This is a genomic window from Bombilactobacillus mellifer, assembly GCF_000970795.1.
Classification (GTDB): Bacteria; Bacillota; Bacilli; order Lactobacillales; family Lactobacillaceae; genus Bombilactobacillus; species Bombilactobacillus mellifer.
Window position 1 is genome coordinate 290775 of record NZ_KQ034028.1, and the last position, 13092, is coordinate 303866.

At 41.1% G+C, this 13092-nt stretch carries 12 protein-coding genes; 10 read left to right on the top strand and 2 right to left on the bottom strand.

Features of this window, described 5'->3' with window-relative positions; translation table 11 throughout:
• Positions 1-442: 442 nt before the first annotated feature.
• From JG30_RS01335 to JG30_RS01345, 3 genes are read left to right on the top strand one after another with little or no spacing between them, the layout of a single operon-like run.
• Positions 443-1975, top strand: a complete 1533-nt coding sequence (locus JG30_RS01335; RefSeq protein WP_046315529.1) for an ABC transporter substrate-binding protein/permease — start codon at positions 443-445, stop codon at positions 1973-1975.
• Positions 1968-2738, top strand: a complete 771-nt coding sequence (locus JG30_RS01340; protein WP_046315531.1) for an amino acid ABC transporter ATP-binding protein — start codon at positions 1968-1970, stop codon at positions 2736-2738. The genes JG30_RS01335 and JG30_RS01340 overlap by 8 nt, the downstream gene beginning before the upstream one ends.
• Before the next feature lie 9 nt (positions 2739-2747).
• Positions 2748-3890, top strand: a complete 1143-nt coding sequence (locus JG30_RS01345) for an ArgE/DapE family deacylase (protein ID WP_046315533.1) — start codon at positions 2748-2750, stop codon at positions 3888-3890.
• A 136-nt stretch (positions 3891-4026) separates the two neighbouring features.
• Here the strand turns inward: JG30_RS01345 and JG30_RS01350 are convergent, their stop codons facing one another.
• Complete coding sequence (locus tag JG30_RS01350; protein ID WP_245626281.1) at positions 4027-4455, bottom strand: Lrp/AsnC family transcriptional regulator; 429 nt, start codon at positions 4453-4455, stop codon at positions 4027-4029.
• Positions 4456-4571: 116 nt separating this feature from the next.
• On the opposite strand from JG30_RS01350, the gene JG30_RS01355 reads away from it, so the two are divergent.
• The gene (locus JG30_RS01355) at positions 4572-5117 is read left to right on the top strand and encodes a cysteine hydrolase family protein (RefSeq protein ID WP_046315536.1); all 546 of its coding nucleotides are present in this window, start codon (positions 4572-4574) and stop codon (positions 5115-5117) included.
• Positions 5118-5359: 242 nt separating this feature from the next.
• Here the strand turns inward: JG30_RS01355 and JG30_RS01360 are convergent, their stop codons facing one another.
• Positions 5360-6139: a DeoR/GlpR family DNA-binding transcription regulator gene (locus tag JG30_RS01360; RefSeq protein WP_052725157.1), complete on the bottom strand. Its 780-nt coding sequence runs from the start codon at positions 6137-6139 to the stop codon at positions 5360-5362.
• 233 nt (positions 6140-6372) lie between these two features.
• Between JG30_RS01360 and iolB the strand changes: the two genes are divergently transcribed.
• From iolB to JG30_RS01390, 6 genes are all read left to right on the top strand, one after another.
• Positions 6373-7191 (top strand): 5-deoxy-glucuronate isomerase, encoded by an 819-nt coding sequence (gene iolB / locus JG30_RS01365; RefSeq protein WP_046315537.1) that lies wholly within the window; start codon positions 6373-6375, stop codon positions 7189-7191.
• A gap of 15 nt (positions 7192-7206) precedes the next feature.
• The gene (iolC, locus tag JG30_RS01370) at positions 7207-8175 is read left to right on the top strand and encodes a 5-dehydro-2-deoxygluconokinase (RefSeq protein ID WP_046315539.1); all 969 of its coding nucleotides are present in this window, start codon (positions 7207-7209) and stop codon (positions 8173-8175) included.
• Positions 8176-8188: 13 nt separating this feature from the next.
• Positions 8189-10105 carry a 3D-(3,5/4)-trihydroxycyclohexane-1,2-dione acylhydrolase (decyclizing) gene (gene iolD, locus JG30_RS01375; RefSeq protein ID WP_046315541.1) on the top strand — a complete coding sequence of 639 codons (1917 nt, stop codon included), beginning with the start codon at positions 8189-8191 and terminating at the stop codon, positions 10103-10105.
• A gap of 16 nt (positions 10106-10121) precedes the next feature.
• Positions 10122-10988, top strand: a complete 867-nt coding sequence (locus JG30_RS01380) for a class II fructose-bisphosphate aldolase (protein ID WP_046315543.1) — start codon at positions 10122-10124, stop codon at positions 10986-10988.
• 1 nt (position 10989) lies between these two features.
• Positions 10990-11379: a tautomerase family protein gene (locus tag JG30_RS01385; protein WP_046315546.1), complete on the top strand. Its 390-nt coding sequence runs from the start codon at positions 10990-10992 to the stop codon at positions 11377-11379.
• Between the two features lie 75 nt (positions 11380-11454).
• Entirely contained in the window at positions 11455-12903 is a 1449-nt protein-coding gene (locus JG30_RS01390; RefSeq protein ID WP_046315548.1) for a CoA-acylating methylmalonate-semialdehyde dehydrogenase, read from the top strand.
• Positions 12904-13092 lie beyond the last annotated feature (189 nt).

Sequence of the window (13092 nt, forward strand, 5' to 3'; positions counted from 1 at the left end):
AAACGCCAGATGCAATGATCATCGTTAATTTTTTTTAATATTATGAGCAAGGAAATATCCTGGGATAAAGAAAAAAACTTGACAGATGATTAGCCGACTCGTAAAATTAGAAATTAATTAGACATGGTTAAGGAGAAAGACGATGATTAGTTTATCTTTAATTCAGTTAAATATCCGTCTGCGAAGCCAGTAGGACTCAGGTCACTTCTGAATGGATGCGACCTGAGGATTCAGTTCGTATCCATGCTGACTTCATCTCCGATTAAACTAAGTCTGCATGGGGTTTACTCACTTGCAGGCTTTTTCTTTGAATTATGTTAAGGGAGCCTTCTTGTGAGGGCTCCTTTTTTGATTTTAATGAAAGCCGAGGTAGCGTATGAAGCGACGAAGCTAATACCCGCAGTCCACACTCAAAATTCAACCAACCAAAGGAGAAAAGAAAATGAAAAAATTGTGGCAGTGGCTCACCTTAATGTTGGCGGCAATCTTATTAATTGGCAGTACCGGCAATACATTGGTGCAAGCAGCGAACAATGAACAACCAGCGAATAATGAACAACCGGCAGCCAATGATCAATCTTTACAAAAGATTAAAAATAAAGGTACTTTAGTCATGGGAACGAGTCCCGATTTTCCCCCTTATGAATTTATTGCCCATGGTAAATCTAAAATTGTAGGGATGGATGTATTCATCGCCCAAAAAATTGCTAAAGATATAGGTGTCAAATTAGTAATTAAATCAATGGATTTTGATTCTTTATTAGTTGCTTTACAAACGGGTAAAGTCGATATGGTAATGGCGGGGATGAGTAAAACCGCCAAAAGAGCAAAAAGTGTTGATTTTAGTGATATTTATTACAACGGGGGCATGGATTTAGTCATCCATCAGGCTGATAAGGATAAATACACTAATTATCGGGCTTTAGCTGGACAAGCCGTGGGAGCACAAACCGGTTCTATTCAATATAATTTAGTGAAAGAACAAGCGACAAAATCCAAGTTAAAGAGTATGGATAAAATTACGGATTTGATTTTAGCTTTACAGACGAATAAAGTAGCAGCGGTTGTCTTAGATCAAGCTTCAGCTGAAGCTTATGCGAATAATACCAAAGGGTTAATTGCCGTCGATGCCCATTTCAAAGTGAAAGTTCCGGGCACAGCGATTGCCTTTCCAAAGGGTTCTCAAGCCTTAGTTAATTCCGCTAATCAGTCGATTGCTGAAATTAAAGCTAAAAATTTAATTCAAAAACAGTATTTGCCACAAGCAGGTAAATATATGGTGAGCGGCAGTTTTAAGGGTTCCAAAGATAAAAAAGCCGCAGCCAAAGCTAAAGCCAATAATTCTATGTGGGCTTATAAAGATTTCTTTGCTGCTGGTTTAGGCTATACAATTTTTATTTCAGCAATTTCTGTTTTCTTTGGTTTCTTGTTAGGGGTTATTCTGTCACTTATGCGTTTAAGCCATAATAAGATTGCTTCCGCTATCGCAACGAGTTATATCGAGTTTGTCCGGGGGACCCCGTTGATGGTGCAGTTATTATTTGTTTACTTTGGCTTAGGGTTGGTCGTTAATATTCCAGCGTTATTATCAGGAATTATTGCGGTTTCTTTAAATTCAGCGGCCTATGTAGCAGAAGTCATCCGGTCGGGAATTAATTCCATTCCGGTCGGGCAAACAGAAGCTTCGCGGTCGTTAGGAATGTCGCGGACTATGACGATGAAATATATTATTTTACCGCAAGCTATGAAAAATATTTGGCCAGCTTTAGGTAACGAATTTGTTTCGTTAATTAAGGAAAGTTCCATTGTTTCCGTTATTGGTGTCAAAGATCTGATCTATCAATCGCGGATTGTCCAATCAGATACTTATCGGGGCGTAATGCCATTAATTATTACCATGATTTTATACTTTATTATTACTTTTGGAATTTCACGGTTAATGAAACATTTTGAAGGGAAGATGTCACATGAATAATACGCAAACCCAAACTGCAACTACACAACCTGTCATTGCAGTGAATCATTTGAAGAAAACTTTTGGTAAGAATGAAGTTTTAAAAGACATTAATGAAGCGGTCTACGATGGTCAGGTAATTTGTTTAATTGGTCCGTCTGGGGCGGGTAAAAGTACTTTTTTACGGTGTTTAAATTTATTAGATAAACCTACCGCCGGCCAAGTGTTTTTTGAAGGGGACGAATTGACCGCCTTAGATGATCAGCATTTAGATCAATTACGGCAACAAATGGGGATGGTCTTTCAAAGTTTTAATTTATTCCCGCATAAAAGTGTTTTAGATAATTTAAAATTAGCCCCTATGAAGGTCAAAGACATGCCCGAAGAACAGGCCACCCAATTAGCTCAAAAACTATTGTCCCAAGTTGGTTTGGCGGAAAAAGCCGAGGCTTTCCCAGATAATCTATCCGGCGGGCAGCAACAACGGGTAGCCATTGCGCGGGCGTTAGCTATGAATCCCAAGGTGATGTTGTTTGATGAACCAACTTCCGCCTTGGATCCGGAAATGGTCGGTGAAGTTTTAAAAGTTATGCAAGATTTAGCAACTGACGGGATGACCATGGTAGTGGTGACCCATGAAATGGGCTTTGCGAAAAATGTTGCGGATCAAATTTGGTTTATGGCGGATGGCTATATTCAAGAAACTAATAGTCCACAAGAATTTTTTGCTCATCCGCAGACACAGCGGGCCCAGGAGTTTTTGGCCAAAATTTTGGAAGCCTAGGAGGTTATAATGGAACAAGCAGCAGCAATTAAGATTTTGTCGGATTTAATCGCGATTCCTTCGGTTAATGGGCGTGAAGCCTTAGTAGCTGATTATTTAACACAATTATTTGCCGACTATCCGGCTCAAATTGAACGAGTGGAATACGCCCCTGAGCGGGATAACTTAGTGGTTACCATTGGCGATCAAGGACCATTGTTAGGGTTTTCGGGTCATGAAGATGTAGTTGCGGCGACGCCCAGCTCGGATTGGACCTATCCTCCATTTCAAGCTACTGTCAAAGATGGTAAACTGTACGGTCGTGGAGCCAGTGATATGAAGTCCGGACTGGCGGCCATGGTAGTGGCAATGTTGGATTTATTAGAAAGTGATCAGCCGTTACCCGGTCGGCTGCGACTTTTAGCCTCAGTGGGTGAAGAGACTGGTGAATATGGGGCGGCGCAACTAACCGCTGCCGGTTATGCGAATGATTTACAGGGATTGGTGATTGGCGAACCGACTGATTTAACTGTTCGGATCAGCCATAAAGGAATTATTGATTATAAAGTTGAGTCAGTAGGTAAAAGTGTTCATTCATCACGACCAGAATTAGGGCAAAATGCGATTTTACCGTTATTATCTTTTGCCGAGCAGGCGCAAAGCGTTTTAGCCAAAGCGGATCAAATAGACCCTGCTTTAGGTGGATTAACCCATGTTATTAGTCAAATTCAAGGTGGCGAGCAAATTAATTCTGTGCCGGCGCACGCCTGGTTGACGGGAAATATTCGTACCATTCCTGCCTATCCCAATGCCACCGTCATGCAACAATTAGAAACGATCGTGCAGCAATTAAATGATCAAGGCGCCCACTTGACTTTAACTTATAGCTATCCGGAGCCGCCGTTACCTAGTCAAGAACATACCGCTTTGGCTCAGTTAGCTAGTCAAGTCTTGCAACAAAAATTTAATCTATCCGGAGCGATGGTCGCAGGCACGGGTGCCACGGATGCTTCCGAATATCATCATGTGGCCGATTTGCCCATTGTGATTGTGGGGCCAGCCGATGGGGTGAGCGATCATCAAGTGGATGAATTTGTCACTGTAGCGAAATACTTACGCGGCTGTCAATTTTATCAAGAACTGGCCCGCGCATTTTGGCAGCAAGCTAACTAAGCCCTATCCGTGTAATAAATTTAAATAAAGATCCCCAAAAATAACCGGTAATTCCAACAGTGACTTTGCGGAAATGTAGCAAGTCACTGCTTTTTGGTGCGCTGGCCATAGCTGGTGGAAGCTAACGGATGCATTATTACAGCTGCCGCTCTGGATGTTGCTGCGGGGATAATTTTTTGTCGGCAATAACTGTTTCCACCGTATAATTAGCCCACGGAGAAATTTTTTGAATAAAAGTACTTAAATGGCTGTCCGAAAAATGTGTAATTAATAAAAAACAAGCCTGACCACTCACTTGATAAAAGGCCTCGACCTCACTAAATTGGCGCACAATATTGGTGATAGTAGTTGAAGGCGTTACTTTATTTAAAAATAGACGAATAAATTGTGTCGGCAAGGTTCCCACTTTAATAGAAAATTGTTGGATGATCTGGTGTTCTTCGAGATTTTTAATCCGCTGGCCCACGGCCTGGCCGGTTAAATGCACTTGTTGACCAATGGCTTTATTCGTCAGCCGACTATTATTTTGCAGTAAGTGAATGATGGTACGATCGATTTGATCCATAATGTGTCCTTTCATGATGAAAAAAATTGGTTTGCTTTGGTTTCAGGAACTTATATAGAAATAAAAAATTTTCCTTTATACTAAAGACACTTTGGAGATAGGAGGTCTTGTCGGCCATGACTCAAGGATTAATTGTCATCGATGTCCAAAATGATTATTTTGCCAAGGGGCAGCTGCCCTTAGTGAACCCGGAAGCTGCTTTGGCTTGTATTAATCAATTGGAAGATTATTTTTTAGCACAGCAATTACCTATTATTTACATTCAGCACATTGATTATAGGCAAGATGCGCCCCTTTTTAAAGCGCAAACTTCAGGAGTGCAATTACATGCTAATTTACGGGTGAATTCTGATTCGACGATTGTGACGAAACAATATCCTAATAGTTTTTATCATACTGATTTAACGCAACGTTTACACCAATTAGCAGTCGATCAGGTAGTAATTTGCGGTATGATGACGCATATGTGTGTCGATTCGACTACTCGTGCGGCTAGGGAACTGGGGTGGAATCCGTTATTGATTACTGATGCCACCGCCACGACCGATTTAAAAATGAATGGCCAAACCGTAACGGCGGATCAAGTAAGCACGGCTTTTTTGGCGGCACTAGCTAGTTTTGCGACCGAACAAACAACTGCTGAATTTTTACAACAGCACTAAGCGCACCATATTTTTGCTCCAACTCTTTCATACAGATCAGCGTGTTCACTGACTGATCTGGAGATATGCTAAGTGAGATTGATAAAAGCGTGATGATCATTTCTTGGTTAAATTGTGAGTAAGTTTGGCGGTCTGCTTGGGGGCTGATTATTCAGCCAGTTTAAGTGGAAAAAAACTACTGTCCAGCAAGGCAGTAGTTTTTTTGTGTTCTCCAAAACAATGTAAAGTAGCGACACGCTTCATTAAGCGCGCGCAGGGATTAAATTGACTTGGTGCTCTTTGAAAAAATCGAGATATTTTTGAGGCATTTTCTTAGTATAAATAATACTATCAAACTGTTGCACCTTCGCGTAAGTTAACAGAGCAGTTTTACCAAACTTGGTATGATCCAGCAATAAAATATTTTTTTGCAGTGTATTAACTTGGGCCTTATTCATGACGGCAGATTTGATTTTAAATTCTTCCAAATCCGAATTGGTGACGCCATTGCTGATAGATAAGGCAGTAGCGGACATGAAGGCTTTACTGATGTTGTAGTTTTGAAATAAGGCATCAGTTTCTGTACCCGTAAAAGACTGCGTTCGATAATTAAAATGATTGCCGACAATAATCAAATTAATATTCTGTAAACGGGCGGCTGCATTGAGTAACTGGAGGCTATTTGTGATTAAAGTAAAATGGAAATCCTGAGGTAAATAAGGAGCCATTTCGGCGGTGGTCGTTCCTGAATCAATAAAAATCAAATCATTGGGCACAATTAAATGGGCGGCGCATTGTCCAATTTGTTTTTTCTCTGTGATGGTGCGTTGATGGCGTTCTGAAAAGTCCACTAAGGTATTTTCTTCGTTGACCGTAACGCCGCCGTAAACTTTTTTAAAGCGCGCATCTTCTAATAAGATCCCTAAATCTCGCCGTAAAGTATTTTGGGAAATGGAGAAGGTTTGGGCTAGTTCCTTCATTGAAACAGTGTGCTTTTTTAAAATGTATTGCCCCATTGCTTCAATTCTTTTTTCTCTCATCATGATTCCAAACTCCGATTATTCAATATGGTAGTGGTTAATTACAGATTATAGCACTAATTGCAGAGTTTATTGTTCATCTTTGCTGAAAAAGCCGAAAAAATGTGAAGTATTGGACAATATAAGGTGATGTTATGGTTTATTTTTTCTTATTTATTTGTAATTTTGTGGTTGTATTATGGTTATATTAATTGTAAGATGTGGTCGTAGGGACAGGTAAAAGGAGGTGAATCTTGATGAACCTGTTGTTTCATGCACAAAAAACTAATTTAAATACTGGTGTTATTCTGTTGCAAAAGGTGGATGCTACCAATTCACCCATGAAATATACGGCCTTAAAGGTTTTATTGTTGGATCAAGATGGTATTTATCAAGAAGACTTAGCAAGTCAAGAGGCATGTATTGTTGTCCTCGCAGGTAAAGCCACGGTGACTACCAACAAGGCAACTTATGAAGCCATTGGTCAACGTCAATCCATTTTTGATAAAATTCCCACGGATTCAGTTTATGTTGGTGTCACTAATCACTTTCGTGTGCAAGCGGTTACGGCTAATTGTAAAATTGCGATTGCTTATGCCCCTACGCAAAAGCAGCTCCCGGAACGCTTAATCAAAGGTGATGTGCATCAGATTGAACATCGGGGCAAATATAATATTAAGCGCACGGCACAAAATATTTTACCTGATGATCTACCCTTTGCCGATAAATTGTTAGTGGTCGAAGTGTATACCGATGCGGCCAATTGGTCGAGCTATCCGCCTCACCGGCATGATCGGGAAAATCCACCGGAAGAGACATATTTGGAAGAAATTTATTATCACGAGATCAACCCCAGCGATGGTTTTGTCTTTCAACATGTTTACACAGATGACCGCTCGTTAGATGAAACGATGACGGTCGAAAATTCCGATGCCGTGATTGTGCCTAAAGGTTATCACCCGGTAGGGGTACCTGATGGCTACGATAGTTATTACTTAAATGTCATGGGTGGACCAATACGCCAATGGGATTTTCATAATGATCCGAAGTTTGAGTGGTTGTTGCAGAGAAAGTAGAGGATTTGTAGGGAAATGGCTAAAAAATATAATTTGATTGCGATTGGACGGGCCGCTTTGGATTTAAATGCGGTGGAATATAATCGTCCCATGGAGGCTACCAAAAGTTTTGCGAAATTTGTTGGTGGTTCGCCGGCTAATATTGCCATTGGCTCAGCGCGTTTGGGTCAAAAAGTCGGTTTTATTGGTAAAGTTTCAGATGATCAGCATGGTAATTATATTACGCAATACATGCAACACGTTGGTGTCGATACTAGTAATCTGGTAAAAGATGATGAAGGTCATAAAATTGGATTAACTTTTACGGAGATTAAAAGTCCCCAGGATTGTAGTATCTTGATGTATCGCGATCAAGTAGCCGATTTATATTTACGCCCCGCCGAAGTGTCGGCAGAGTATCTAGCCCAAACCGATCAATTAGTAATTTCCGGCACTGGTTTAGCTCAAAGTCCCTCACGAGAAGCAGTTTTAAAGGCGTTGGGCATAGCTAAAAAGTTGGGTGTGCAGGTAGTTTTTGAGTTGGACTATCGGCCATATACTTGGACCAATACCGAAGAAACCTCAATTTATTATCAAATAGTTGCTCAACAAGCGGACATAATTATCGGTACTCGTGATGAATATGATATTTTAGAAAATTATGTAGGTAATAGTAATGAACAAACAGTTGCTGAATTATTCAAATACGCTCCGCAATTAATTGTGATCAAAGTGGGCGCCAAAGGTTCTTATGCATATACAAAAGCTGGTGCCGCTTATCATGGTTATCCTTATAAAAGTCATGTTTTAAAGACATTTGGAGCCGGTGATTCATTTGCGGCCGGATTTTTATATGCTGTGAGTCATGATTTAGGAATTGATAAGGCTCTCCAATATGGTTCAGCGGCTGCCTCAATCGTAATTAGTCAATTAAGTTCTTCGGCGGCGATGCCCACAGTGGCACAAATTGAAGACTTTTTAAAAACCGCCGAAGTGATTAATTAAAGGACGTGAAAAAATGACTGAACAAACAGTTCGCTTAACCACTGCGCAAGCTTTAGTAAAGTTTTTAAATCAACAATATATTGAAGTTGATCAACAGGTTACTCCGTTTGTAGAAGGAGTTTTGGGTATTTTTGGTCACGGCAATGTGTTAGGTCTGGGCGAAGCCCTCGCCACGGATCCGGGACACTTAAAAGTTTATCAGGGTCATAATGAACAAGGGATGACCAGTACGGCGATTGGATTTGCTCGCGAAAAGTTACGGCATAAAATATATGCAGTAACGGCTTCGGCAGGTCCTGGATCGGCTAATTTTGTGACCGCATTGGGCAATGCTTATGCTAATGGGATTCCCGTGTTAGCGTTACCCGCTGATACGTTTGCCAGTCGGCAACCAGATCCGGTATTACAGCAAATTGAGGTGGATTCCAGTGCCGCTACGACGACTAATGATGCTTTAAAACCTGTCTCCAAGTATTGGGATCGTATTCAACGACCGGAACAATTAATGTCGGCTTTATTGAAAGCGTTTGAAGTTTTGACTGATCCACTCCAAGCAGGACCGGTAACCATTTGTTTACCTCAAGATGCCGAGGCGGAAGCCTTTGATTATCCGGTTTCCTTTTTCCAAAAACGAGTTCATCATGTCAAACGGGTCGCTCCAAGTAAGCAAGAAATGAATGACATGCTTAGTCTCATTAAAAAGAGTCAGTATCCAGTGATTTTTGTTGGTGGGGGCGCTAAGTATAGTGAGGCAGCACCGGAAATTCAAAGTTTTTCCGAGAAGTTTAATGTTCCATTGGTCGAAACTGCCAGTGGAAAATCCGCTATTCCTAATACTTTTGCCAATAATTTAGGCGGTGTCGGCATCTTAGGGACATCCGCGGCTAATAAGGCGGTCATGCAAGCAGATTTAATTATTGGGGCTGGGAGTCGTTATACCGACTTTACAACTTCTTCCAAAACCGGTTTTGATCCCAATCAAACGGCCATTATCAATATTAATTTAAATCGCTTACAAGCCATTAAATTTGATGCTTTACCGGTTTTTGCTGATATCAAGGCTACTTTTGCCCAATTAAATCAACAATTGACAGACTATCGTAGTCATTTTAACCAATTGGCAGAACTCAAACAGGAGTGGAATGAAGAACGCCAACGCTTAGCACAAGTCGATTATGATGCCCCCGACTTTACTCCGGAAATTGATGATTCCTTTGGCAAAGACCACTTGGATGAATATGTTCAAGCCTTGGGCACGAAGCTCTCGCAACCCGAAGCCGTTATTGCAGTAAATGATCACGTAGCTCAAGATGCAATTATGGTGGCAGCAGCGGGTTCTTTACCAGGAGATGTTCATCGTTTATGGAACACCAGTACAGCTAACACTTATCATTTAGAATATGGTTATTCGATGATGGGCTACGAAATTGCTGCGGCTTTGGGTGCTAAACGTGCTAAACCAGATCAGGAAGTTTATGCTTTGGTTGGTGATGGCAGCTTTTTAATGCTACACACAGAACTGGTAACTGCATTGCAGTATGGCCAAAAAATTAATGTCATTCTGTTTGATAATTCAGGTTACGGCTGTATTAATAACTTACAACTGGGTCATGGCGGCCGCAGTTTTATGACTGAACAAATGACCAGTCAAGGTCAAATAATGAACATCGATTATGCCAAAGTTGCCGAGGGTTATGGTACCAAGACCTATCGGGCTACGACCATTCCTGAATTACTGCAAGCCCTAGCGGATGCACAGCAGCAAACCACGTCGACATTAATTGATATCAAAGTTTTACCAAAGACGATGACCCATGATTATGATAATGCTTGGTGGCATGTAGGCGATCCGGAGGTCTCAGTTTTGCCAACAGTGCAAGAATCTTATCAGGATACGCAAGAGCATTTAAAACAGGCCTTTTTATATTAACGGATGTGATAAATTCATGAGTTTAATTGCGGCTCAAACATTAGTACAAGAAGCGCAACAACAGCACTATGCGATTGGTCATTTCAATATTAACGGCCTAGATTGGATTACTACCTATCTGCAAGTGGCGCAATCGACACAAACACCGTTAATTTTAGCGACATCAGATCGGCTGATTACGGATTTGGGTGGTTTTCAATATCTTAGTCACACTGTGCGATTTTTGCTGCAGGAACTTCACATTACAGTACCAATTGTTTTGCATTTAGATCATGGTTTAACAAAAGACCATGTTTTACAAGCAATTGATGCAGGTTACACGTCTGTGATGTTTGATGGTTCTCAATTACCGATTGCGGAAAATGTAGCCTTAACTCAAGAGATTGTCCATTATGCGCACGCCCGCAACGTATCGGTTGAAGCAGAAGTGGGCGCCGTAGGAGGTAATGAAGACGGGATTATTAATGGCATTCAGTATGCTAGTGTACAAGATGCTTTAAAAATGAAAGCTACCGGTATTGATATGTTGGCGGCCGCCTTAGGATCAGTTCATGGCGATTACGTTGGGAAACCGGATTTAAACTTTGCTCGGATGCAGCAAATTGCACAACAAACGGGTTTACCTTTAGTATTGCATGGCGCTTCGGGCATCCCGCCAGAACAAATTCAAACGGCGATCAAAATGGGGACAGCCAAAATTAATATTAACACCGAAGTAAATTATGCCTGGTTAAATGCTGTCCGCCATAAAATCACCACCCCTGATGTCGGTCATGAACCGATGCCTGTTTTGCAAGCTGGCCGCCAGGGGATTAAGAGTTTAGTTACGCAAAAATTCACTGAATTCCATGTTTTAGGTAAAGCCGCAGATAAAGGAGTTTAAAATGCCATTAGTGCGATTGGATATGATTAAAGGACGTTCACCAGCGGAAATTCAACAGATTATGGATTTGACTCAACAAGCCGTAGTTCACAATTTTGAGGTGCATCCACGCGATCGTTATCAAATTGTGACGCAACATGAGCCTTATGAAATCAGCATGTTAGATACAGGTTTGGGCTTTGAACGTAGTGACCAAATATTAATAATATCGGTTACTAGTCGCGCCCGCAGTCGACAAGCCATCCAAAAGTTTTATGCGGAGATTTGTGACACATTAGCGCAGGCCCAATTAGTCAAACCTTGTGATTTGATGGTGAATTTTAAAATTAACGGTGATGCGGATTGGAGTTTTGGCTTTGGCCGTGCTCAATTTTTAACTGGCGAATTGTAATAGAATTACCACTGAAATATTTGTCGGTTAGTTAAATTAGTTGGTCGAAGAGATAATTTAGGAGAAATAATCGTTATGACGCAAAAATTACGCAATTATGTCAATGGACAGTGGGTTGTACCAACGACAAAGGATTATATGACTGTTGTTAATCCTGCTGATGAAAGCCAGCTGACGACTTTACCGCTTTCCAATACCCAGGATGTAGATCAAGCCGTGCAGGCGGCAAGTCAGGCTTTTCCTAGTTGGAGCAAATTACCTGTGAATAAACGCGCGGAAATTATGTTTAATTTTCAACATTTGCTGGTTCAAAATAAAACAGAGCTGGCCCGCACGGTGACTTTAGAAAATGGGAAGGCTTTGAGTGAATCCCAAGGTGAAGTGCAGCGGGGAATTGAAAACGTTGAATTTGCAGCGGGCGCACCAACTTTAATTCAGGGAGATACTAATTCCACCGTGGCAACCAATGTTGAAGTAGCTAATTATCGTTATCCCTTAGGGGTGGTGGCTGGAATTACCCCCTTTAATTTTCCGATGATGGTTCCGTGCTGGATGTTTCCCATGGCGATAGTGATGGGTAATACTTTTGTTTTAAAACCTTCCGAAAAAGCCCCCTTGTTGACAGAAAAAATTGTGAATTTGGCTACTGCCGCCGGAGTTCCTGAGGGTGTTTTAAATGTCGTTTATGGCACTAATGAGGCAGTCAATGGACTCTTGGATCATCCAGAGGTTAAGGCAATTTCGTTTGTAGGTTCAAAAAATGTCGGCGAACATGTTTATCGTCGTGCCAGCCAGAATCTGAAACGAGTCCAAGTTTTAGCCGGTGCTAAAAATCATACGATTGTGTTAGATGATGCCGATATTGACGATGCCGTGGATAAGATTATTAAATCTTCCTTTGGTTCGGCCGGAGAGCGGTGTATGGCCACTTCAGTCATCGAATTACAGGATGGCATTGCCGATCAATTTATTAGTAAATATGTTCAAGCTGCAAAAGAATTAAAAATGGGTTCCGGCTTGGATGAAACTAATTTTTTAGGACCTGTGATTCGCTCGGAAGCGCAACAACGAACTTTTAATTATATTGAAAAAGGGATCGCTGAAGGAGCCCAATTATTATTGGATGGGCGAAAAAATTTGCCAGAAAAAGGATACTTTGTTGGTCCCACCATTTTTGATCATGTGACGCCTGACATGACTATTTGGCAAGATGAAATGTTTGCACCAGTAGTTTCCATTGTTCGTATCCAAAATTTACAAGAAGCGGTGCAAGTAGCTGATCAATCGGAATTTGCGAATGGTGCTTGTTTATTTACTGATAGTGCAAAGTCGATCCGTTATTTCCGGGAAAACATTGATGCCGGTATGTTAGGGATTAATTTAGGAGTACCAGCACCGATGGCATTTTTCCCATTTAGTGGTTGGAAGCATTCCTTCTTTGGCACTTTAACGGCTAATGGTAAAGATAGTGTGGATTTTTATACCCGTAAAAAAGTTGTTACTGCTCGTCATCCTTTTTCCTAGGAAAATGAGACAATAATTGAAATCTTGAGGTTGCCAGCGTTCAACTTCAAGGTTTTTTTATGTCCAATACGAGTCCAAATGCTATTTAGTGTCGCAGTGTCACGGTTTTGCTGGGCCATAAATTTGCCCCGGTTGATGCTAAAAATTCTAAGAAATAGCAGAGGGGTTGGGATTGCCCTAGCTTATAAA

Excerpts from the sequence above, each read along its gene's own strand:
- JG30_RS01345 (WP_046315533.1), top strand. The coding sequence starts at position 2,748 with ATGGAACAAGCAGCAGCAATTAAGATTTTGTCGGATTTAATCGCGATT.
- iolD (WP_046315541.1), top strand. The coding sequence starts at position 8,189 with ATGACTGAACAAACAGTTCGCTTAACCACTGCGCAAGCTTTAGTAAAG.
- JG30_RS01355 (WP_046315536.1), top strand. The coding sequence starts at position 4,572 with ATGACTCAAGGATTAATTGTCATCGATGTCCAAAATGATTATTTTGCC.
- JG30_RS01360 (WP_052725157.1), bottom strand. The coding sequence starts at position 6,139 with ATGATGAGAGAAAAAAGAATTGAAGCAATGGGGCAATACATTTTAAAA.
- JG30_RS01385 (WP_046315546.1), top strand. The coding sequence starts at position 10,990 with ATGCCATTAGTGCGATTGGATATGATTAAAGGACGTTCACCAGCGGAA.
- iolC (WP_046315539.1), top strand. The coding sequence starts at position 7,207 with ATGGCTAAAAAATATAATTTGATTGCGATTGGACGGGCCGCTTTGGAT.
- JG30_RS01380 (WP_046315543.1), top strand. The coding sequence starts at position 10,122 with ATGAGTTTAATTGCGGCTCAAACATTAGTACAAGAAGCGCAACAACAG.
- JG30_RS01335 (WP_046315529.1), top strand. The coding sequence starts at position 443 with ATGAAAAAATTGTGGCAGTGGCTCACCTTAATGTTGGCGGCAATCTTA.
- iolB (WP_046315537.1), top strand. The coding sequence starts at position 6,373 with ATGAACCTGTTGTTTCATGCACAAAAAACTAATTTAAATACTGGTGTT.
- JG30_RS01340 (WP_046315531.1), top strand. The coding sequence starts at position 1,968 with ATGAATAATACGCAAACCCAAACTGCAACTACACAACCTGTCATTGCA.
- JG30_RS01390 (WP_046315548.1), top strand. The coding sequence starts at position 11,455 with ATGACGCAAAAATTACGCAATTATGTCAATGGACAGTGGGTTGTACCA.
- JG30_RS01350 (WP_245626281.1), bottom strand. The coding sequence starts at position 4,455 with ATGGATCAAATCGATCGTACCATCATTCACTTACTGCAAAATAATAGT.